Source organism: Natrialba sp. INN-245, from assembly GCF_009807105.1.
Classification (GTDB): domain Archaea; phylum Halobacteriota; class Halobacteria; order Halobacteriales; family Natrialbaceae; genus Natrarchaeobius; species Natrarchaeobius swarupiae.
Genome location: NZ_WUBV01000016.1, coordinates 1 through 22,738 on the forward strand (window position 1 = coordinate 1; position 22,738 = coordinate 22,738).

A 22,738-nucleotide genomic window follows, 5' to 3' on the forward strand; every position below is an offset into this window, starting at 1 on the left:
ATTTTCACGAAGTTGACCGATCAGCTGAGTTTCGCAGGCTCCTGGATCGAAAATCACCTCGACGGATTCATCCAGAAGTTGCGTTAATCACTAAGCTCCCTCAAGCAGTCGGGCGTAGCCCGACGACGACGGGGTTTCCTCCGTGGGAGTCTCAATCGGTCTAAGATTCCCCGGAAGCAACATTCCCGTCACGGTGGACGGTACTCGGGTCTGTGCGCTGTTCTTTGGGACTTTCGTGAGAGTGTGGTGACTCCGACCATTCATGGTCGTCCCACTCGAACCGCACGGGCCGTGCCATCGGCCTGACTACCTGTTCTGTCTGCTGTCTCAGGAACGTTTCTGACGCCGTGAGGTCGGCGTGTCCCTCGAACCCACACGGGCATGTGAGTGTGTCCTGATGCCGTGTTGTTCGGTCTGTACCGCCGCACTGCGGACACTCTTGGCTGGTCCACGCTTCCGACCGAACTTCGACCGAGATTCCGTATTCCTCGGCGGTACAGACCAGTCGCTCGGTGAATTGCTTGAACGCCCAGAAGTTGTGCGTCTTCGCGTTGGTTTCGACCGACCAGTGCGTTTCGAGCACGTCGGTCAACCCACCGATATACACCGTGTCCACTCCTTCGGCGTACAGCCGTTCGAGCAAGTCACGACACAACGCTTCCTGAGCGTGGTCGCGGCGGCGAGTCCGTTTCCGGTACAGCCGCCGGATACGCTCGCTACTGTATCGTCCTTCCCGTAGCTTGGACTGCAACCGGGCGATCTCTCGCGTCGTGTCGCGGAACCTGTGGAACAACTCGCGGCCTTCGTACAGGTATTGTTCGCCGGTCGTCGTGGTACAGGCGACAAGATTGTTCGCACCGATGTCCAGGGCGGCCTTCTCGTCGGCCAGTGGAGTTGCCTGTTCGTCTGAAGAAACAGTCACGGGTTGCGAAGCCCTGAACGTGCTGTCAGTCTCGTCGTACCACAGGTCCAACCGGCCCTGTTTCTCGTAGTCGGGCCAATTCGGGTCGCCAGCGATTTCCAGCCGGAGACGCCCGGTGTGGTCGTATCGGTCTTTCAACTCACTTCCGACCAGTACCTCGATCCGGGAGCGGTCGCCCCATTCGACGGTGTACGACGTGTTACGAATGACGGTCTTGAGTTGCCGCCCATCGTCCTCGTTGCCACGGAATCCCGGCGGTTCCGGGTGTTCCGTAACCGACGTGTTCGACTCGTCGTGATACGCTTTCTTGTTCTCGAAGAACCCGCGCCACGCTTCGCTGTTCTTTCGTATCACTTGTTGGGCAGTGGACGCACCGAGAACGCCTTTGTATCGGCCTTCGAGTCGGCCCGTATCGGCGTCCCACACGTCTTCGTCCTCAAAGCCGTCCTCGTCGTTGTACCGCATGAGGCGTTCGTAGTTGACTTCGTTCCAGAGAGCGGCGGAAGCGTCCAACAGGTCCCGTAGCAGCTGCTCTCCTTCGTTGGAGAGCGGTCGCACGGCAAACGTGTTGGTGCGCTTCATCTGCCAGCTGCCGGTAGGAGTTGTGGGAACGTAAATGCCAGTCAGCCAGAGTGAAAGTGAAACTGGTGGTGGACGTTTGAGACTCGCGGGCCAGCTGTACATGGCGGTTTCCCACCAGAGCGTACGCGATTCACGCCCGCCGTGAACGGCGGGACTCTCTCGCTGTTGAAAGGTAGTGATTGAGGAGGACGGTGCCGGAGCCGACGCGGATCAACGTCGTTTCGGCCGCGAGGTGACCGATGAGCACTTCAGGTGTCGTGCTCGCGATCGACTCTCCCATCCCGTGATGTTCGGCGACCCAGTACCGGGAGTAGCCGAGGCGTTCGGCCAGCCCTGCGAGTTCGGTCGTGTTCTCGTACGCGTCGGTCGCGGACTCGCCCGCTCGAACGGGTGCGACGTCGACGATAGAGAGGTCCATAGCCGACGTTGGGTCCTCCCCGGGATAACGATTCTCGTTGCGGTGCACTCGAGACGTCGCTGCGCATCGGTTGAACGGCCGTTACTCGAGTCCTCACCATCGGTGTACGGCCTCGAAGTTCACAGTATCGCTAACGCGGAGTTCGATGAGTTACTGGACGTGGTCGTCGGTCCGGTAGCGTTTGGGCACGTACGGGCGGACTGTCGACGGCAACACCTGGACCACGACGGGGGCGAGTGCAGCGAGGTGTCGGCGGGAGAGCGTGTAGACGGCGGCGACGAGGACGGTTCCAAGGACGACGAGTCGCAGCGATCCCTCGAGGGTCGCAAGCAACGGCACCGCGAGCACGCCCGTCAGGAGTAGATCCTCCCCGGACCCGTCATACCGGATCGTCCGACGCGGGGCGATCCACCGGCCGCGGACGTGGTCGTAAACCGCGCGGTCGGAGGTGCCTTCCCACGGGCGAAGCTCGAGGCCGCCGCCGAAGACGTCGGCGACGCAGTGGACTGCCGCTCCCAGGAGGAAAAGTGCCACGGCGACCGTCAACACCGACGGAACCGCGAGCCCGACGAGGACCCCACCGGTGGCCAGCACGGAGTAGTACACCGGGTAGTGAAGGGTCTTCCGGTGACCGACGTACATATCCAGATCGGGAACGAGCCCGCCGAGAAAGCCCGCGACCAGGCCGACGGTGGCGAACTCGGGGGCCACGACCAGCAGGGGGAGCGCAAGGACCATCCCACCCAGGACGTGCGTCGGGAGCATCATTGTGTCCTACTGTTTGGGACAGAAACGTATGAACGTGACGGTGAACTCTCCACGACGATTACAGGGATAACAGGAGAAAGCCCACGACTTCAGTCGTGTGGAGGACGTCAACCGTTCGGGCCGGAATCGTCCGGGCCGCCGAATCGCTCCTCGAGGAGATCCGCGAACGTCTCGGAGACTTCGGTGAGATAGACCGTTCCCCACGCCGCGACGATGATGGCTCCGAGCGTGTTGAATATCATGTCGACGATGGTGTCGTCGATCCCGTGCTGGGCGAGGATCGGCTCCATCCCGAGCAAGAGTGCACCCTGATCGACGGCGAACTCGAGGAGTTCCCAGACGACGCCCATCGCGAGGACGAAGACGACCGTGAACGCGAACATCGCCCATCGGGGCAGGTGAATCGACTCGCCGTGCAGATGGATTCCCCGGAGTGTGGCGTACCCCGCGGCGGCGACGACCGTCGCCGAGAGCGTATGCGTCAGGTGGTCGTACGGGCCGATCGCGTCGTACAGGCCTGCGGTCCCGATCGCGTGGAGGAAGACGGCGGTCGTCACCCACAGCGCGAGGCCGGGTTCGACCGCGATATGATAGTCCCGTTCCAGGACGGCCGGAATGAACGTGATGAGGAGTGCGAGTACGGCGTTGGTTACGACAGGTAACTGAAGCGTCCACAGGCCGTACACCAGCAAACCAACGAGTGCGAGCTGCATGATGCGGACCAGTTGGGTCTGTCGCCGCACCGAGATGCCGAGTCGGTCGCTGAGAACCGTCTCGTCAACGGGTTCGTCACCGCCTTCCTCGACCGACCTCGTGGCACTGGCTTCCCCCGTAGATCTCGCGGGGACGGTCATGCGCGAGTCGGGTTCCGGTGCGACGCGAGTGAAGTAGTAGTAGAAGATCGCGCCGGCGACGACTCCGGCGACCGTGACGTAGCCGAGTTCGATCATCACCGCCGCGTTGATCGCGTCCTGGCTCCGGCCGTCGAGCAGGAACGTCGTCCCGACGAGGACGTCCGCCGACCACCGGAGGACGTTCAGGAGCCCGCCCATCGCCATCGCGAAGAGAGTGGTGAGGACGACGGCGAACCACGGCACCAGCCGAAGTTGCGTAAACCGGTGGAGTTCGACTGCGAGCAACAGTCCGAGCGTGGCGAGTGCGAGACTCGGGACGACGGCCGTCACGAGCGGTTGCGGTGCGAACGCTTCCCACAGCACGGGCAGACAGATCAGCCCGACGAAGTACCACGGCGGCATCACCGTCGGATCACGAAACGCGATCGCTGGAGCGGCGATGACGGCGATCGCGACGATGCCGAACAGAACCGATTCGTATCGCTCGAGGTAGCCCCCACCGAGAATTACGACGACCAGGACGGCGACGAGAAGCCACGAGAGCATCGTATTCCGCGACGACTCGACGAACGCGGCGGCGAGCCGATCGGTATCGCTCATACCCACTCTGGCGAGACAACGCCGCTAAAGCTACCGGTTCAGCCTTCCAGTGATCCGTCTCAGACGCTATCGTCGTCGGTACGGGCCGTCGAGAGCGTCGTGACGGCGGGTGGATGAATCGGCAGTCGGCTCGAGGGGTGAAACGACAAACGGCAGTACGACTCCGATCAGACGAACTGGACCGCGTCGGGAAGCGGGAGCAACGGCACGAGGAACAGCCCCGCGATCGTGACCAGTCCCATGAGAATCGGGAAGAACACGACGGCGACGTTCGTCTCGGTCAGGACGCGGCTGAGGTCACTGCCCATTCGTGAGAGCGGTGGCGTCGTACTCTGGCGAAGGATGGCGAGCTCGAGTCCGAAGAGGACGACCGTCGCCGCTGCAGACATCATGCAGAACGGGCAGATCTCGCCGATGACGCCGAGTTGCAGGTAGACGAAGTACGCCGAGAACGCGACGCCGCTTGCCGTAATGGGCGTCAGAATCTTGATGAGCAACGGGTGTCGGGTATCGAACCACCAGAGTGCGAGCCCGATCGTCGTCAGGTAGTAAACCCCGCCGAGGGTGGCGAGTGGGATACCGACGACGTAAGCCCACGGACTGGTAATAACTTCGATACTCCCCTGGACAGGCGCATCGGCTGGTATTGCAGGAATTGCAAATATATGGATCGCCGTTAGCGCGACCGTCACGAACCAGCCAATCACTGCGACGAGAGTGAAGAGGCCGAACAATGACGTCACTCGTGGTGAGTAGTTCCACTCGTAGTCGAACGCCATCGAGGCCGGTGTTTCGGTTGACATACAAGACTGGCTTCGTGGTCAGTATACTAAAGTATTGTGCAATATATCCAATTCCCTCGGATCGAGTCACCGATCAAACACGTACAATGATACCAGGGATGAGCAGAGGAAGTAATTGGTATTGTACAAATAATACAAACTATAATGATTCGGCTGTCGGTTACACGTAGCGATCCGACGCGATTTCGGCTCGCGCTGGTTCGACGGCCACGTGTGGTTCACGTGATCGACACCGACGGACGTCTCTACGTGTGTGTACGCTCTCCCGTGGCCGACTCGAGTTCGCGGTATATCGGCGTTCGCGCCGGCGGAGCGGCCACACCGTCAGCGCGCTGTGGGACGTACTGGCGGGTGGACCTCTGCGTCGTCTGGCGCAGTCGGCCCTGGTGTCCAAGAGCCGGGCCGTCACCCGCTGGCACAGGTGCTCAGCATACTTGCGCAATATTCGCACAACCCTTATACCGGTACGGCTCCTATCGTAACACGAAATAATGGCACGATCGATGGCGGAACTACTGCAACAGGATATGGAGTGTGAGGGGCTGCTCGAGTGTATCCACGGCCTGAAACAACTCGACAAGGAGTGTTTCCAGGTGATGGTCGAGAGCGACGAGCCGTTGACGATCGACGACGTCGCCGAGCAGGTCGACCGCGAACGGTCGACCGCCTACCGGTCGATCCAGCGACTCCTCCAGACTGGATTCATCCAGAAAGAGCAGATCAACTACGAACAAGGCGGCTACTACCACGTCTACTATCCGACCGATCCGGACCAGATCGCAAGCGAGATGCAACGGATGCTAAACGACTGGTACGCGAAGATGGGGCAACTCATCCAGGAGTTCGAAGACAAATACGAACACGGCGAGGACACTCGAGTGGCGGCCGAAGGGTGACTCTATTCCGTTCCAAGATCCGGTCCAGGAACGTCAATATCGCTCGAAGTATCGGTCCTGGACCTTGACGAACGCAGCCATGAGCAGCGCGAAAACGCTCGCGGCAACGGCGATCTGGGCCCAGTGGACGAGCGCGAGCGGTTCGACGTCGAACAGCAACTGACCGGTCGGGGTATAGAGGACGAGCAACTGCAGCGCGACGGCAATTGTGACCGCGAGTACGAGCCAGTTGTTCGAAAACAGCCCGAGCCCGTATCGGTATCGGATCGCCTGGATGCGGACGATCTCGAAGACGACGAACCCAGTAAACACCATCGTCTGGGCGAGTTCGCGGCCGACTTCGTAGCCAGGGCTCCAGCCGACGAGCGCGGCGGTCACGTCGTATCCCGGTACGAGTTCGCCGTAGAAGTTGAGCGTAAACAACGGCAACAGACAGATCGTCATGAAGGCGGCGATACCGACGATCGACGTGATGATCCGGTCGGTAATAACCCCCTCGTCCGGCGGTCGCGGGTCCCGGTCCATGACGTCCTCTGCAGCCGGGTCGACGCCCATCGTCAGCGCGGGAATCCCGTCGGTGACGACGTTGATCCAGAGAACCTGAATCGGCGTGATCACGAGTCCGAGTCCGGCGAGCGTCCCCGTGAAGATCATCGTCACCTCGCCGCCGTTGCCCGACAGCAGGTAGTTGACGAACTTCCGGACGTTGTCGAAGATGCGACGACCACCTTTGACCGCGTCCCGGATCGTCGCGAAGTTGTCGTCGAGCAAGACGATATCGGAGGCCTGTTCGGTGACGTCGGTGCCGCGGATCCCCATCGCGACGCCGACGTCAGCGTTCTTCACCGCGGGGGCGTCGTTGACGCCGTCGCCGGTCATCGCGACCGTGTGGCCCTTCGCCTGGAGCGTCTGCAGGATGCGCGTCTTGTGCTCCGGGGACGTCCGCGCGAAGACGTCGACGTCCTCGACGACCTCGGCGAGTTCCTCGTCGTCTATCTCCTCGAGTTCCGGCCCCGTGATCACCGTCGTCGAGCGAAGCCCGACCTCCTTGCCGACCGCGCGGGCCGTGATGGCGTTGTCGCCGGTGATCATCACGACGTTGATCCCCGCGTCGAGACAGCCCGCAAGCGCGTCCGGCACCTCGGGTCTCGGCGGGTCGAGCATCCCCTGGAGGCCGAGTAAGATCATTTCCTGCTCGAGATCCTCGTCCGGATCCTCGACCTGATCGGCCGGCACGTCGGGCCGGTAGGCAAACCCCATCACGCGTAGTGCGTCCTCGGCGAACGCCTCGGTTCTGCCCTCGATCTCCGCGCGTCGCTTGTCGGTGAGGTCGACAACCTCGCCGTCGACGAGTTCCCGGTCACAGCGCTCGAGGACGGTCTCCGGTGCGCCTTTCATGTACGCTGTGACATCGCCGTCGGGCGTCTCGTGGACGGTCGTCATCCGCTTTCGTGCGGACGTGAAGTCGACTTCGCCGATCCGCGGGTGCTCCGCAGCGAGTTCACGGTGATCAAAGCCGGCCTTTTGAGCGGCAACGAACAGCGCGATTTCGGTGGGGTCGCCGAGATAAGTTCGTTCGCCATCCGCTGCTTCGCTGTCCGTCTCCGCATCGCCCTCCTCGCGCTCTCGAGTCCCGACGTCGACGTTGTTACAGAGCATGCCACAGCGCAACACCTCGCCGACCCGCTCCGCGCCGACTGGCTCGCCGTCCTGCAAGAACTCCCCATCGGTGTCGTACCCGGTGCCGGTGACCTGGTAGGTCTCACGGTTGGCGACGATCCGCTGGACGGTCATCTCTTCTTCAGTGAGCGTGCCCGTCTTGTCCGTACAGACGACGTCGACCGAACCCAGGGCCTCGACGATCGGTAGCCGACGCACGAGCGCGTTCTGGTCTGCCATCCGCCGAGCACCGAGCGCGAGCGAGAGCGTGACCACCGCGGGCAGCCCCTCGGGAACCGCGGAGACGGCGATGCCGACCGCCGTCAGGAACACCTGCAACGGCGGCGTCTCCCCGATCACGAGTTCGGTGATCGCGATGATCGAGACGATACCGACGACACCGAGCGCGATGAGTTTTCCCAGGCGGTCCATCTCCGCCTGGAACGGCGTGTCTCGCTCTTCGGCCTCCTCGAGGGCCGTCGCGATCTGCCCGATCTCCGAGTCGGAGCCGGTCTCGACGACGACCGCCGTTCCCGATCCACGTTGGACCACGGTGTCCTTGAACAGTACGTTCTCCCGATCTGCAAGCGCGACGTCCGCGTCGACCGTCCCGACGTCCTTGGAAACGCCGACGCTCTCGCCGGTCAGGGCCGCCTCGTCGACGCTGAGGTTCGACTCCTCGATGAGGCGGGCATCGGCCGGAACGATGTCGCCGGATTCGACGAAGATCACGTCTCCGGGCACGACGTTTCTGGCGTCGATCTCGGTCTTCTCGCCGCCGCGTCTGACCAGCGCGTACGTCGTCGACATCTCCTTTAATGCCTGGATGCTCTGTTCGGCCCGGTAATCCTGCAGGAAGCCGAAGACAGTAATGAACACGACCACACCCGCGATGACCCCGGCGTCGATCACGTGGCCGACCGCCGCCATCACCACCGCAGCGACGATCAACACCCAGATCAGTGCCGGCTTGTACTGATCGATGAAGATCTGCAGCGGCGAAATCCCTTCCTCACTTTCGACCTCGTTCGGTCCCTCACGTTCGAGTCGCTCGCGGGCCTCCGAAGGCGGTAACCCCTCCTCGGACGTCTTCACGTTCGCGTAGACCGTCTCGAGCGGCTGTGCGTGCCAGTCGGTGTCGGCGTCTGACTCCGTCCGTTCGTGGTATTCTGATCGTGACACGGATAGGTCGATGACAGCACCCTCTCCCTCGTATTCAGTCTCGATACCTCAGGTGAAAGACCGTGGAAGGCCACGGACACGAACCACCCTCCCAACGGACGCGACCGACGAGCACCGCCCCGACGTGGGTCTGGTACTCCGCCACGCGTCGACTGCAGGGTCGAATCGAATCACACCACCGAATTCGACCCTGTGGTTCAGGCTTGTCAAAGCACTTGTCGAGACGTCGTCAACGACAGAGCCGGCGGACGGTTCGGCGAGATACCGCGGTGACGACGTATCCCCACGTTCCTCGAGTGTAGCGTCGGTAGAGTAATGGCACGCCGAAGATCCGCCCCGTTCGTCAGCTACCGTGCTGGCCACGCCAGCGATCCGACCGATCATGTGACGAGTGCTACGACGGTTTCCCGTTTAATACCTGTACAAATCCATCCAACCGCTGATGATTCATACACTGTGACGACCGTCGCCGGGTCGTCCGTCGGGAGGGCGATCGCGAGCCGACGGCCCTCTCCGTGTCACTCCGGCCGGTCGGGACTCGAGCGTTGCATAAACGACGGTGGCTCGATCGCGTGTCGAAGCCCCGTCCACTCCTCGATCTGTAACTCGTAATACTGGTTTTCGTCCGCCTCACTCGCCGTCTCGAGAAGTTCGGGACGCCACATCGGCCCCTCGACCGCCGTCGCGTTCGACGTCTCGTCCGGGGGAAGGGCCCGGAGCGTCCCGGTCGCGAGAACGCTTTGCCAGTGGAACATCGTCTCGACGCTGTAGACGAGAAACGACGCCGCGTCCGCCCGGTCCGAGAGCTCCGCTTTCCGGCTCTGGGACCCCACAACGTACCCGAAATACAGTCGCGATTCCCCGTCGAACCCGTAGGACATCGGAATCAGGTACGGCGTCTCTTCGGCCGAGAGGCCGAGAACGCCGAAGCTCCGCGTCGAAAGGAAGCTTACGATCTCGTCGTCGTCCATTCGCTCCATCCCGTATTCGGTGAGGTCGTCGACTGTCATCCGTACTGTGCGATACGTGGTCGACTCACATAATTCGCACACCACCGCCACAGTCGTGGTCGAGCCGTCGCCATCCGCTCGAGCCGGCGGACCGGGTCCGAACACACCCGACGGCGGAGCGCCACGTCGATCAGGCGGCAAATAATTATCCCGGAGGTTACTGTAGACCAGGGTCATGAACGACTCGCAGCCGAACGTCCTCCTGATCCACGCCCACGACATCGGCCAGTATCTCGGCTGTTACGGCGTCGACATCGAAACGCCACACGTCGACGCGCTCGCCGACGCCGGCGCGCTGTTCGAACGCCACTTCGCGACCGCACCGCAGTGTTCGCCCAGTCGCGGGAGCCTCATGACCGGCCGCGTCCCCCACGTCAACGGCCTCATGGGCCTCGCCCACGGCGACTGGGAAATCCACGAAGACGAACGCATCCTGCCCCAGTACCTGAGCGACGCCGGCTACGAGACCCACCTGTTCGGCCTCCAGCACATCTCCCAGGACACGGACCGCCTCGAGTACGACCACGTTCACTCCGAGGGGAACCTCTATCCGGGCGTCTCGCCGGCCGTGCATCAGGTCAATCGAGCCCGTAACGTCGCGTCGGTCGTCTCGTCGTTTCTCGAGGGGGGCGCGTACGACGATCCGTTTTTCGCCTCCATCGGCTTCTTCGAGTGCCACCGCGCCGAAGAGGAGAACGGCCGCTTCGGGTTCGACGCCGACTACTACGGCGCCGACGATCCCGAGGACGTGCGCCCGCTTCCGTACCTCCCGGATCGACGCGGACATCGCCACGATCTCGGCGAAATGCACGGGATGATGTACGCACTCGACGACGGCGTCGGGACGATCCTCGAGGCGCTGGCCGACTCCGGTCTCGAGGAAGAGACGCTCGTACTTTTCACGACCGAACACGGCATCGCCTTTCCGCGAGCGAAGGGGACCTGCTACGATGCGGGCCTCGAGGCGGCGCTCGTGATGCGGTATCCAGGTGTTATCGAGGCCGGCGAGCGCTACGACGACCTCCTCAGCAACGTCGACGTGTTGCCGACGCTGCTCGAACTGCTCGATATCGACGGTCCTGACGCGATCGGTGGTCAAAGCTTCGCCGACCGGATCACCGATGGCGACGAGGGCGACTACGAGGCGCGCGAGCGAATCTTCGGCGAGATGACCTGGCACGACATGTACAATCCGGTTCGGGCGATCCGGACGGATCGATACAAATACATCCGGAACTTCTGGCATCTCCCCAGGGTGTATCTTCCGGCGGACGTATTCGCCAGCGAATCGGGCCGTGAGGTCCGCGAAACCGACGGCATACCAGCGCGACAGTACGAGGAGCTCTACGACCTCCGCGATGCACCGCAGGAAGACGATAACGTCGTCTACGAACCCAGATATCAGGACGTCCGACGAGAACTCTCGCAGGAGCTCTACGAGTGGATGGACGAGACCGACGATCCGCTGCTCGAGGGTCCCGTCGTACCGGGCGACTACGACGAGATTCAGTCGTGGCCACACGAGTCAACCTGATCGACTCGAGCGGCCTGACCCGTCCACTTGGCTGACCGACGGTCCGACTGGCCTGACTCGTCTCCCTGTCTGACCGACGATCCGACTGGTCCGACTCGTCCACCTGGCTGATCAACTCGACCGACCTGACTGGTCCGACTCGTTCGAGACGGCGCGGTCCTGATTATCGCATCGCCGTCGTTTCGCCGTCGACCAACCCCGATTCGGCGGCGACGTGGCTCGCGAGCGAGAGCATCTGTGCGGAGAACCCGTACTCGTTGTCGTACCAGGCCAGTACCTTCACGAGACCGTCCTCGAGTACCATCGAGCCCTCCAGGTCGACGTAGGACGCGAACGGTAGGCCGACGATGTCCCGCGAGACGATCTCCTCGTCGGTGTAGCCGAGGATGCCGGCGAGTTCGTTTTCGGCCGCCTCGCGGACGGCGTCGGCGAGGTCCTCCTTGGTGACATCCGTCTCGAGGTCGACGGTGAGATCGGTAATCGAACCGTTCGGGACGGGCACGCGCACCGCCATCCCGTCGAGTTTGCCCTCGAGTTCGGGGAGGATTTCGGTGGTGGCGATCGCGGCACCGGTCGTCGTCGGGACGATGTTGTCGGCAGCGGCACGACCGCGGCGGCGCTTGCCGCTGGGCCCGTCGATCAGGTTCTGGCTCCCGGTGTAGGCGTGGACGGTCGTCAGCAGGCCGGATTCGATGCCGAAGCTCTCGTCTAACACCTGGACGACCGGCGCGACCGAGTTCGTGGTACAGGAGGCATTCGAGAGGACGTCCGCGCCGTCGTACTCGTCGTGATTGACGCCGTAGACGAACATCGGGACCGGCTGCTCGCCTTTCGGCGGCGCCGAGATGATGACCTTGTCGGCGCCGGCCTCGAGATGCTGGGCCGCCTCGTCGTGGGTCCGAAAGAGGCCGGTCGCCTCGAACGCGACGTCGACGTCGTGGTCGCCCCACGGGAGGGTCGTGGGATCGCGTTCGGTACAGAGCCGAATCTCCTGACCCGCGACGACGAGCGTGTCGCCATCGCGGGAGACATCCTCGAGGTGGCCGTGGACGGAGTCGTACTCGAGCAGATACGCCATGTCGTCGTTGTCCATCACGTCGTTGACGGCGACGACCTCGACGCGGTCGTCTGAACGGGCGGCTCGCAGGACGTTGCGACCGATCCGGCCGAAGCCGTTGAGTCCGATTCGGACCGGCTCCGTTGCTGTGCTGTCAGTGTGTGCGCTCATACGGAGGTGGGCCACCGCTGTCTGTATATTTCTTGGCCCGAATCCATCGGACGGTCAGAGAGACGTGCGAGTCGATAGGCTGTCTTACGAAGGCGTGGATTCATCCCTATCCTCGTTTCCGTCCCCGTTCCCATTCCCGTCCCCATCCCCACCCCCGTTCGCGATCGCGAGCTCGAGGACGAAACTCGAGGACGAGACGATGTCACCAATGCCGACCGTCCCTGCGGGATCCTCGACGACCCGATTGGGGCAGGCAGCGACTGTCGGAGTCGAGAGGACGCCGTCTTGGGATGTCTCCTCGAGGTGGTCCGCGAGGAGTTCGATCGCCTTGCGTCCCTTCGTGGAGGGCTCGTACTCCAGGCCCGCCTCGAGGTCCTCGGGCGACGTGATGTCGCCCAGCGCGGCCTTCGTTGCGGCGTTGACGGCGGAAAACTCCAGCCCGCGTGCGACGGCATCCGGACGGGGGTAGGCGTCCATCACGGCGAGGTGGTACTCCATCGCGTGGAGCTGGACACAGCCGACGCCGAGGTCGTCCCGGATCGCCTCGAGCATGCGGTAGTGACTGATGATTTCGTCGCGCTCGAACGGCGTCTCCTCCGTCGGTTCCTCGTCGACGACCGCGAGGTCGGCGTCGTCGTGGAGGAGCGTGAGTTCGTGCGTGTCCGCGCCGACGACGTCTGCCTCAGGGAGAATCCACTCGTACATACTCTCTCGCAAGTCGTCGTCGTGAGTCACGGCGTACTCGATGTGAACCGGCAACTCGCCCTCGCTGCCGGATTTGAGCCGGCGAATGACGTCGCGAGCGTGGCGGTGGGCCTGCTCGTAGTCCTCCTCGACGTGCTCGGGCGTGAGGTTGTGATAGCCAGCGAGCAGTGCTCCGTCGACGACCGCGCCGACCTGATCGGCGTGGGCGTCGAGGTCGCCCGCGGTGAGATCGAACTCTGGGGGCCTCGAGGCCGCGATGAACCGGGTGTCTTCGATCGCTCGGACATCGAAGAGTTCGTCGTCGACGCGGAACTCGAATACCCAGTTGATCTTCGTTCGGTCCGTGTTGATCGCCTCACGCAGCGACACGAACGCCACCTCGCCGTCCTCGACCGTCGGGTACTCCACCGCGTCGGCGTGATCGAACATCGAGAGCTGTCTGTCCGAAATCAGGTACGTGTAGGTTACCGGCGACGCGCCCAGCGAAGTGACGAGGTTGGTCATGATCCCCGTCTGGCCGCCCATCTGCTGGCTGTCGGGCTCCAGTTCCGACTCGAGGGTCGCGGAAAACTCGTCGGTCATCGCGACTTCGTCGCCCCGGCCGGCCGCCATCGTGTGCGTGATCGCCGTCGCGAGGTCGCGTTTCGAATCCAGCTGACTCGGCGGGTGGCGCTCGCCGGGTTCTGCGGGCCGCTCGAGGAACGACTCGAGGTCCTCGCCGACCCGGACGATCGCGTCGACGTTCGCGTTGTACGCGATAAAGACCGGCAGCCCCTCGAGCGCCTGAATATCGGACGCTAACTGGGTATGGTCGTCCACCATGATGCGGGGTGCTCCCACCGCCAGCGAGTTAATGTTGTGCGTGCTACCCGAATCGATAAGCCGGCTCGGAGGGGTGGATCAGGCCCCCTTCGGACTTATTAGCGTAGGCGTGGTCAGCACGACAGATCGATGGGAGGAGATACGTTCAGCAGACGGTTAGCAGACGTTAGCAGCGAGGACGGAGGAGCCGTCGGCGGCAAGAGCGCGAACCTCGGTGAACTCGCCGACCTCGACGTACCCGTGTTGCCGGGGTTCACGACGACGGCGGACGCGTACGACTACTACGTCGAACGGACTGGTATCGGCGAGGAAATCGAGTCGGAGCTCGCCGGAGTCGACGCCGACGACGTCGCCGATCTGCAACAGCGCGGCGAGCGAGTTCGAACCCTGATTTCGGATGCGACAATGCCCGCGGAACTCGAGTCTGCGATCGTCGAGCAGTACGAGAAACTGGCAGCGCAGTTGGAACTCAGCGACCCCGAGGTCGCCGTCAGGAGTTCCGCGACCGCCGAGGACCTGCCGGACGCCTCCTTTGCGGGCCAACAGGAGACGTTCCTGAACGTCTCGGGGCGGACGGAACTGCTCGAGTCGATCAAACACTGCTTCGCCTCGCTGTTTACCGACCGGGCGATCGTCTACCGCGAGAACAACGACTTCGACCACCTCGAGGTGAAACTCGCTTGCACCGTCCAGAAGATGGGGCGGGCCGACCTGGCGTCTTCGGGAGTGCTGTTCACCCTCGATCCCGACACCGGCTTCGAGGAGGTCGTCGTCATCGAGGCGGCCTACGGGTTCGGCGAGCCCGTCGTCCAGGGCGTGGTCGATCCCGACAGGTACGTCGTCTTCAAGCCGACGAACGGGATCGTCGAGAAGGAACTCGGGGGCAAGACTCAGCGCATGGTGCGGCGCAACGGCGGCACGAAACTCGAGTCAGTCCCCGAGGACGAACAGGGCGAGTTCGCCCTCTCGGACGACCGAATCCGAGAACTCGCGACGTACGCGGCCCGCATCGAGGAGCACTTCGACCGGCCCCAGGATATCGAGTGGCTCGTCGACGGCCAACTCGATGAGCTGTTCGTCGTGCAGGCCCGACCAGAGACGGTCCACGGGGCGGCCGAGGGGAACGTCCTTCGCACGTACAGTCTCGAGGAAACCGGCGACGAGCTGCTCGAGGGAATCGCGATCGGCAACGCCGTCGCCAGCGGTCCCGTCCGCGTCCTCGAGGATCACCGCGAGATGGACCGCGTCGAGGCAGGCGACGTTCTCGTGACGGAGATGACCGATCCGGACTGGGTTCCCGTGATGAAGCGGGCCAGCGCCATCGTAACCGATCGGGGCGGGAAGACGTCCCACGCGGCGATCGTCTCGCGGGAACTCGGCGTTCCGGCGATCGTCCGCACCGGTAACGCGACAGAAGCCCTCTCGAACGGCGATCCCGTCACGGTCGACTGCTCGACCGACGTCGGCCGGGTCTACGCGGGCGAACTCGAGTACGACGTCAGCGAGGAGGTGGTCGACGACCTCCCTGAGACCGACACCGCGGTCAAGCTGATCCTCGGCGACCCGGGTCGGGCGTTCGCGCTCGCGAACCTCCCCGTCGACGGGGTCGGGCTAGCACGCGAGGAGTTCATCGTAACCTCCCACGTCGGCTCCCACCCGCTGGAACTGCTCGAGCGCGGCGCAGAGGAGCGCTTCGTCGATGCGTTACGGACCGGCATCGCGAAGATCGGCGCTGCGTTCTATCCCGACGACGTACTCTTTCGGCTCAGCGACTTCAAGACCGACGAGTACCGCAACCTCGAGGGCGGCTGGAAGTACGAACCGGAGGAGGACAACCCAATGATCGGCTGGCGCGGCGCCTCCCGATACTACGACGAGCAGTTCCGCGAGGCGTTCCGGCTGGAGTGTGAGGCGCTGTGCCAGGTTCGCGAGGACGTTGGGCTGGACAACGTCACCGTGATGGTGCCGTTCTGTCGGACGCCCGCGGAGGGCGAACGCGTCCTCGAGCTGATGGCCGAGTACGGTCTCCCGCCGGACGAGATGGACGTGTACGTGATGGCTGAACTACCCTCGAACATCGTCCTCGCGGATCGGTTTGCCGAGCTGTTCGATGGCTTTTCCATCGGATCGAACGACCTCACGCAGTTGACGCTTGGCGTCGACCGCAACTCGGAGCAGCTCGCGCCACTGTTCGACGAGACCGACGAGTCGGTGATGCGCTCGATCTCGTCGCTGATCGAAGACGCTCACCGCCACGATCGGCCCGTCGGGATCTGTGGCGACGCGCCGTCGACGATTCCGGAGTACGTCGAGTTCCTGCTCGATTCGGAGATCGATTCGATCTCGGTGTCGCCGGACGTCGCTGTCGAGACGTTGCTCACCGTGGCCGAACTCGAGGAGACGTGAAGGGGACGGTCATAAGTCGTAACCGGCGTCATAGAAGCGCTCTCGCTCTGGAAGCGGAATTCCGATCGGTGAATCGGTGACTATCACTCCCCATCCGACGATTCGTCCGCGAGCAGGCGACGGACGGCAGTGGCAGCGTCTTCGAACGCGTTCAGGTCCATACTGTCGGTTGTCAGGATCGTTCCGACGTCGCCTTCCAGCACCCTGATGACGAATCCATCCTCGTGGAACCGGATGGTGAACTCGTACGGTCCGATTCCCGTCCCATCATCCTGATGAGTGATTGTCGTTCTGACAGGTGCCTCCGCGAATCCGACTCGCTCGAGTTCGACCAGTTGCTCTTTGACCGTTCGAGCGGCGTCCGACGAATCGTAGAGGTCTTGGCGAAGGTAGAGGACGTCAAACGCCGACGGTGTGAAATACACGACGCTTCGAAGTGTGTCACCGAGGCTGGTGCGTGCCGCACTCACGAGACTGGTCGCCATGTCGTTACTGATCGTCGTGCTGTATGTTTCCGTGTTCATCGACGACCTAGAGGTGCTATCCCGTATCAAAGATTTCGCCTACAGCTATAGTAGCTACTGAAAGTCACTGCACACCTAATCGCAGGACAGCATTGCGGTCAGTGTGTAAATCGTTTCAATAGCTACTATACACAGATCCATCATACGTCACGCAGGTCTCACCACACGATTGATTTCCCACGCTCCACCGAAGGTATTAAGACGCCGATGAACCATAGTGTGCAATACGGATGAAGACCACACGGCACGCAACCTACAACCTCAACTACCACATAGTGTGGCTCCCGAAGTCTCGCAGAACCAACGGTTCTGCGGACATCGCGGAACAGGGTTCCGCTCAGTACCGCAACGCGGTACTGACGGGAGAAGTTGCCGACCGTGTGGAATCCATCCTCCGCGAAATTGCCGACGAGAAAGGCTTGGACATTCAAAACCTGACTGTTCAGCCCGACCACGTTCACCTGTTCGTCAGTAGCCCGCCCAAACACAGCCCATCACTGCTCGCCAACTGGTTCAAGGGCATTTCCTCACGGAAATATAACCACCGCCACGCCGACCACGACGGCGAGAAAATCCGGTGGGCACGCGGCTACTACGCCGGAACAGCCGGGCACGTCTCCAGCGAAACTGTCGAGAACTACATCAACCGACACAAGGAGGACGAAGCGTGACCGAACTCACGAAAACGCTCGAACTGAAGCTTGTGGACCCGAACGTCCACAAGCGGCAGAAACTTCGTGAGACACAGGACGCTTACCAGCAGGCGCTTCAGGCCGCCTTCGCCGCTGGCTGTGACACACAGTCAGCGGCCAACGACGTGGTTGTTGAGTACGACCTGAGTGGCTACGCGAAAAACGCCCTCAAGAAGTACGTCCCACAACTCTGTGGGAACAGCTACGATGCCGACGAGCTTCACGACGACCATCCGGTGCGGTTCACCAACGAGGGACCGCAACTTGACCATCAGCCACAGAACGCTATCGAGTGGTACGTCAAAGTCCCGCACCACGAGGATTACCACCTCTGGATTCCGGCACGCGCCAATCCCGAACAGCGGGATTGGCTCGAAGCGTTGTACGCAGACGACGCCGAGATGGGTGAAAGTCGGCTGTTCGAGCGGGACGGAACGTGGTATCTCCACATCACCGTTACCCGCGACGTGGAGGACCAATCTGAGGCGTCCGCCGATGAGCGGACGCCGCCAGACGAGTCTGACGAGCCCTGTCTCGCCGGGCTCGACAGGACGCCGATTGGTGTGGACATCGGAGAAGCGAGTCTCGTCACGGTGTGTCACCGCGATGGCTCTGGTTCTCCGGTTCGCCCCCGACTGTGGGCCGACGACGGCAAAGCCGTTCGTCGGCTCCGCAAAACCTACTTCACCGCCAAGCGACGGCTTCAGAAGCGCGGCAGTGAGCGAATCGCGGAGTCCTACGGCGACTCACTGTGGGACCAGATTGACGATGTGTTCCACCGTGTAACCCGCGAGGTCGTGGAGTACGCCGAGTCTGTGGAGAACCCAGTGCTGGTGCTGGAAGACCTGACGTACATCCGCGAGAACATGGACTACGGCGAGTACATGAACCGGCGGTTGCACGGATGGGGATTTGCCAAGCTCCACGCACAGATTCGCTACAAAGCCGCCGAGAAGGGGATTCCCGTCGAGACGGTGAATCCCCGGAACACGTCGAAGGCGTGCCACGCTTGCGATGAACACGGCTACCGGCCACGACAGGCGACGTTCAGATGCTCGAACGGCGGCTGTTGGGTCGGTGAGTATCAAGCCGACGTGAACGGGGCGATAAACATTGCAGACCGCTACCGTAGTGGAGAGAGTCACCGCCGAAGCGACCGGGTTTCCCGGCAGAAGGCTGGTGACGATGACTCGGCTACGGATGGGGCCTCTTTGACCGGGCCACAAGACAGCCACACCGATGCTGAAACCCAGCAGAAGACGTGTGGAACGTATGCGTCTTGAAACCAACAGGCCGCTACACTCGGCCTGAAATCCCGTGGCAGGATTCCCGCGTCTTCAGGCGCGGGAGGAGGTCAAAATCCCCTCGCTCAGCGTTTCCATCACGTTCCGGCCGACGGTCCAGCCGCCCAGGAAGACGAACCCCGTCATGATCGCCGCCGCCGTTGCCTTTCTGAGCAACCCCGCACCCACGGCGGGTCCCCAGGCGATCCCGGTCGACGAGCCGCCGATGTTGAACCCGACGAAAATCGAAACGGAAACCCCGAGCAACAGGATGGACTCGACCATCGGCGAATACTGGCGGTACGGTGGCTAAAATAGGTATTCTAGCCATCGATGAACGGCCGACTCGATTGCGGGTATTCGATTCCAGCTGCGAACCGTCCCCCTCGAGCCAGATACGGATGAAAGGTTTACCACGGGTGTCGTGGGAGGTCGTAGCCAGGACCCATCCAGATCTATGAGTACGAACCGATCAGAGTTCACGCAACTGGAGCGCGATATTGGAGCCGAACGCCGTCTCTCGGGGGCGATCTGAACCGATGAAAGCCGTCGTCCTCGCCGGCGGATACGCAACTCGGCTGTGGCCGATCACGAGGCACCGCCCGAAGATGTTCCTCCCGCTCGGGGAGACCACCGTCATCGAGCGGATCTACGCCGAACTCGAGGCGACAGACCGTATCGAGGGGGTCTACGTCAGCACGAACGAACGATTCGCGCCCGACTTCGAGGCGCAGTTGGCGGACAGCCCGTACGACAAACCGCGACTCTCGGTCGAAGAAACGCGCAAAGAGGACGAGAAACTCGGTGTCATCGGCGCACTCGCCCAGCTAGTCGACCGTGAGGGGATCGACGACGACCTGCTGGTGATCGCCGGCGACAACATCTTCGACTTCGCGGTCGAGGATTTTCTCGAGTACGACGGACAAAAATCGGGGCCGACGATCGCTGCCTACGACGTCGGCTCGCCGGAACGGGCGACAGCCTACGGCGTCGTCGATCTCGAGGGCGACCGGGTGGTCGACTTCCAGGAAAAGCCCGACAGTCCGCCCGGAACGCGCGTCTCGGTCGGCTGCTATGCCTTTCCCCAGGGTTCGATCGAACTCCTGCCGACGTATCTCGAGGAGGGCAACGATCCCGACGAGCCGGGCTGGTTCGTCCAGTGGCTCCAGTCACGGGAGTCGACGTACGCGTACACGTTCGACGGGACCTGGTTCGACATCGGCACGCGAGAGAGCTATCTCGACGCCGTCGCCTGGCACCTCGACGGCGAGTCACGGGTTGCCGAGACCGCGTCGCTCGAGAACGCGACGGTCGGCGACGACGTGCACGTGATGGCGGACGCGACGCTCGTCGACACCGATGTCGAACGGGCGGTGATCTTTCCGGACGTGCGGCTCGATGGGACGTCCGTCCGACGGTCGATCGTCGACGAGGGAGCGACGCTCGGCGACGTCGACCTGCACGACGCGATGATCGGCGCCTACACGCAGATTCCGGGCGGCTCGCGGGGGTAATTTCGCGGGCCGCAGCCGCCGTTACGGAGTCTCGGCGCTGACCGGGACGCAAAACACCGGAACGTCGGCCTGCCGGACGACGTTCTCGGTGACACTCCCGAGGAACCACTGCCCGATACCGGTCCGGCCGTGCGTTCCCATGACGATGAGGTCGACATCGCGCTCGCCTGCGGTCGTGAGGATCACGTCCGCCGGCGGGCCGGTCGCGACCGCACCGGAGACGCTGACGTCGGCGCTGCGGGCGTGCTCTCGAACCGTCTCGAGGGCGTCCTCGCCGCTGTCCTCGAGCGCGTCGAGGAGTTCGTCCGGCGCTTTGGCTCGGGAGACGCGGCTCGTGTCGACGGAGTACACCGCGTGAACCATCGACTCCAACCGGCTCGCCAGCGCGATCCCCCAGTCGGCTGCGATCGCCGCTCCGTCGCTTCCGTCCGTCGGCAGGAGGAACTCCTCGAACGCGACGTTGTCGATCTCGGTCGCGTCGGCGTTCGGCGGGACGGCGAGGACGGGTGTTCGTGTCGTCCGGAGGACGTTCTCGGTGACGCTGCCGAGGAGCACTCTGTCCAGCCCCGTCCGACCCTTCGTCCCCATGGCGATGACGTCGATCTCGCGGCGCGTGGCGTACTCCCGAATCGACTGGAACGGCGTCCCGCGCGTGACGGCCGTCGTCACCTCCGCGTCTGCGGATCGTGCCATCTCCGCGACGGTCTCGACGGCGTCTTCGGCCTCGGCCTCGAGTGACGCGTACAGCGACTCCGCCGCGTCGGTACCTTCCTCTAAGTCACTGCGAACGGCGACGACCGAGAGAACGTGTACGTCCGCGTTCGTCCGCGAGGCGAGCGCGATTGCGCGTTTTGCTCCCGCGAGCGCACCCTCGCTGCCGTCGGTCGGTATCAGTATCGAGTCGATGAGCCGGCTCATGGCTGTTACAGCCGGACTTCACCGCCCCGGTGGATAATTGTGTGGGGCCACGGGAGCCCGGCGACGGCCCCCCGACTCATCGCTGGTCGGGGTGTCGTTGCGCGACGATCACGTCCAGCAACTCCACGAGCTGACGAGGCAAGAGGAACCGCTTGCGAACGTGCTCGCGTGCGTTCTCGCCGAACTTCGTCCGACGGCCGTCGTCCTCGAGGAGGTCGCGGACGCGGTCGCCGGCCCCCGTCGCGTCGTCCGGATCGACGAGGTAGCCGGTCTCCCCGTCGACGATCTGCAGCGGGATGCCACCGACGTTCGATCCGACGACCGGCGTGCGCTTCCAGAGCGCCTCCGAGACGACCAGTCCGAACCCCTCGCGCAGCGACTTCTGGACGACGACGTCCGACTCGCGTTGCAGGACGTTCACCCCGGTATCCGGCAGGTCTGTCAGCACGTGGACGTCAGGATCGTCGGCCGCCTCCTCGGCGACCTGTTCGTACAGTTCCAGTCCCTCCGGATCGTCACCGGCCATCCCGCCGACCAGCGCTAACTGGAGGTTCGACACGTCCTCGCTGGCTCGGCGGTACGCCTCGAGGGTGCCGAACTGGTCTTTCCACGGATCGAACCGGGAGATCTGCGTGACGACCGGGTTCTCGAACGAGAGTGGATCCAGCCGGTCACACGCGGCAGACACCGTCTCTGCCTCGAGCGAGCGATTCTTTTTCGTGACCGGATCGATCGAGGGATAGATGACACTCGTGTCCGGAACCGCGGTGTCGCCGACGTAGTCGGATCGGCTGAAGATCGCGTGGTCGACCCGCTTCGTGTACTCTGAGACGAACGCGAGGTACTCCTCGGTTGGATCAGTGAGGTCGATGTGACAGCGCCAGACGATCGGCACGGTCGGCATCGTCGCTTCGAGGTGATCGAGCATCCCAAGCGGCTGTGGATCGTGGATAACGATGAGGTCGTATTCGCCTTCGTCCTCGAGTTCGCGGGCGTTTTCCTCGTTGACGGTCCGATAGGTCACCTTCATCTCCTCGGTCAGCGAGGGCCCGTCCCCCTGGAGCGCGTTGTGCATCGCCTTGGTCACTTCGAAGAAGTCGTCGGCGGCGTCCATGACGAGCCAGTCGGTATCGACCCCGAGATCGTTGCACAGCGGAACGATCGACCGGAGCAGTTCGGCGACGCCGCCGCCGGTCGCGGTCGAGTTGACGTGAAGGATGCGGCTCTCAGAGAGGGTGCCGGCGAGCGACCGCAGCCGCTCGAGACGATCCTGACCCGTCACGTCGGTGTACGCGTCGATCGTTCGATCCGAGAGTGATGGCGCGTGCATCGTCCTACCCGTCGTACAACGACCGGTGGTATCAGTTGTGGGGGCGACGGACGGCTGTGGGTTCGCCGAACGAACGAGTTGCCACGTG

17 protein-coding genes and 2 pseudogenes are annotated in these 22,738 nt (G+C 63.1%); 6 read left to right on the forward strand and 13 right to left on the reverse strand.

Features of this window, described 5'->3' with window-relative positions:
* Positions 1–160 precede the first annotated feature (160 nt).
* The 5 genes and pseudogenes from GRS80_RS04285 to GRS80_RS04305 form a co-directional block, all read right to left on the reverse strand.
* Positions 161–1,504: an RNA-guided endonuclease TnpB family protein gene (locus GRS80_RS04285; RefSeq protein WP_160046497.1), complete on the reverse strand. Its 1,344-nt coding sequence runs from the start codon at positions 1,502–1,504 to the stop codon at positions 161–163.
* Positions 1,505–1,676: 172 nt separating this feature from the next.
* A pseudogene (locus tag GRS80_RS04290) lies at positions 1,677–1,922 on the reverse strand (LLM class flavin-dependent oxidoreductase); the annotation flags it as partial.
* Positions 1,923–2,072: 150 nt separating this feature from the next.
* Complete coding sequence (locus tag GRS80_RS04295; protein WP_160046498.1) at positions 2,073–2,690, reverse strand: metal-dependent hydrolase; 618 nt, start codon at positions 2,688–2,690, stop codon at positions 2,073–2,075.
* Positions 2,691–2,797: 107 nt separating this feature from the next.
* On the reverse strand, positions 2,798–4,144 hold the full coding sequence (locus GRS80_RS04300; protein ID WP_160046499.1) for a hypothetical protein: 1,347 nt from the start codon (positions 4,142–4,144) through the stop codon (positions 2,798–2,800).
* 167 nt (positions 4,145–4,311) lie between these two features.
* Entirely contained in the window at positions 4,312–4,947 is a 636-nt protein-coding gene (locus tag GRS80_RS04305) for a vitamin K epoxide reductase family protein (RefSeq protein WP_200840321.1), read from the reverse strand.
* 491 nt (positions 4,948–5,438) lie between these two features.
* Between GRS80_RS04305 and GRS80_RS04310 the strand changes: the two genes are divergently transcribed.
* Entirely contained in the window at positions 5,439–5,843 is a 405-nt protein-coding gene (locus tag GRS80_RS04310; protein WP_160046500.1) for a helix-turn-helix domain-containing protein, read from the forward strand.
* A gap of 33 nt (positions 5,844–5,876) precedes the next feature.
* On the opposite strand, the gene GRS80_RS04315 is transcribed toward GRS80_RS04310, so the two are convergent.
* Positions 5,877–8,684 carry a cation-transporting P-type ATPase gene (locus GRS80_RS04315; RefSeq protein ID WP_343161442.1) on the reverse strand — a complete coding sequence of 936 codons (2,808 nt, stop codon included), beginning with the start codon at positions 8,682–8,684 and terminating at the stop codon, positions 5,877–5,879.
* A 518-nt stretch (positions 8,685–9,202) separates the two neighbouring features.
* Positions 9,203–9,694: a pyridoxamine 5'-phosphate oxidase family protein gene (locus GRS80_RS04320; protein WP_160046501.1), complete on the reverse strand. Its 492-nt coding sequence runs from the start codon at positions 9,692–9,694 to the stop codon at positions 9,203–9,205.
* A 175-nt stretch (positions 9,695–9,869) separates the two neighbouring features.
* Here GRS80_RS04320 and GRS80_RS04325 point away from each other — a divergent pair, with 175 nt between their 5' ends.
* On the forward strand, positions 9,870–11,228 hold the full coding sequence (locus tag GRS80_RS04325) for a sulfatase (protein ID WP_160046502.1): 1,359 nt from the start codon (positions 9,870–9,872) through the stop codon (positions 11,226–11,228).
* A 163-nt stretch (positions 11,229–11,391) separates the two neighbouring features.
* On the opposite strand, the gene gap is transcribed toward GRS80_RS04325, so the two are convergent.
* Both gap and GRS80_RS04335 read right to left on the reverse strand, forming a co-directional pair.
* Positions 11,392–12,456: a type I glyceraldehyde-3-phosphate dehydrogenase gene (gene gap / locus GRS80_RS04330; protein ID WP_160046503.1), complete on the reverse strand. Its 1,065-nt coding sequence runs from the start codon at positions 12,454–12,456 to the stop codon at positions 11,392–11,394.
* An 84-nt stretch (positions 12,457–12,540) separates the two neighbouring features.
* Complete coding sequence (locus GRS80_RS04335) at positions 12,541–13,983, reverse strand: ADP-dependent glucokinase/phosphofructokinase (protein WP_160046504.1); 1,443 nt, start codon at positions 13,981–13,983, stop codon at positions 12,541–12,543.
* Between the two features lie 129 nt (positions 13,984–14,112).
* Between GRS80_RS04335 and ppsA the strand changes: the two genes are divergently transcribed.
* Positions 14,113–16,389 carry a pyruvate, water dikinase gene (gene ppsA, locus GRS80_RS04340; RefSeq protein ID WP_160046505.1) on the forward strand — a complete coding sequence of 759 codons (2,277 nt, stop codon included), beginning with the start codon at positions 14,113–14,115 and terminating at the stop codon, positions 16,387–16,389.
* 83 nt (positions 16,390–16,472) lie between these two features.
* Here ppsA and GRS80_RS04345 read toward each other — a convergent pair whose 3' ends face one another.
* Positions 16,473–16,913, reverse strand: a complete 441-nt coding sequence (locus GRS80_RS04345; protein ID WP_160046506.1) for a hypothetical protein — start codon at positions 16,911–16,913, stop codon at positions 16,473–16,475.
* A gap of 230 nt (positions 16,914–17,143) precedes the next feature.
* On the opposite strand from GRS80_RS04345, the gene tnpA reads away from it, so the two are divergent.
* Positions 17,144–17,584 (forward strand): IS200/IS605 family transposase, encoded by a 441-nt coding sequence (gene tnpA / locus GRS80_RS04350; protein WP_160046507.1) that lies wholly within the window; start codon positions 17,144–17,146, stop codon positions 17,582–17,584.
* The gene (locus tag GRS80_RS04355; protein ID WP_343161443.1) at positions 17,581–18,888 is read left to right on the forward strand and encodes a transposase; all 1,308 of its coding nucleotides are present in this window, start codon (positions 17,581–17,583) and stop codon (positions 18,886–18,888) included. The genes tnpA and GRS80_RS04355 overlap by 4 nt, the downstream gene beginning before the upstream one ends.
* 69 nt (positions 18,889–18,957) lie before the next feature.
* On the opposite strand, the pseudogene GRS80_RS04360 reads toward GRS80_RS04355, so the two are convergent.
* Positions 18,958–19,173: pseudogene (locus GRS80_RS04360) on the reverse strand (inorganic phosphate transporter); the annotation flags it as partial.
* Between the two features lie 254 nt (positions 19,174–19,427).
* On the opposite strand from GRS80_RS04360, the gene GRS80_RS04365 reads away from it, so the two are divergent.
* Positions 19,428–20,402, forward strand: a complete 975-nt coding sequence (locus GRS80_RS04365) for an NDP-sugar synthase (RefSeq protein ID WP_160046508.1) — start codon at positions 19,428–19,430, stop codon at positions 20,400–20,402.
* Between the two features lie 21 nt (positions 20,403–20,423).
* Here the strand turns inward: GRS80_RS04365 and GRS80_RS04370 are convergent, their stop codons facing one another.
* Together GRS80_RS04370 and GRS80_RS04375 are read right to left on the reverse strand one after the other, a co-directional pair.
* Positions 20,424–21,320: a universal stress protein gene (locus GRS80_RS04370; RefSeq protein WP_160046509.1), complete on the reverse strand. Its 897-nt coding sequence runs from the start codon at positions 21,318–21,320 to the stop codon at positions 20,424–20,426.
* A gap of 76 nt (positions 21,321–21,396) precedes the next feature.
* On the reverse strand, positions 21,397–22,650 hold the full coding sequence (locus GRS80_RS04375) for a glycosyltransferase (RefSeq protein ID WP_160046510.1): 1,254 nt from the start codon (positions 22,648–22,650) through the stop codon (positions 21,397–21,399).
* Between the last annotated feature and the right edge of the window lie 88 nt (positions 22,651–22,738).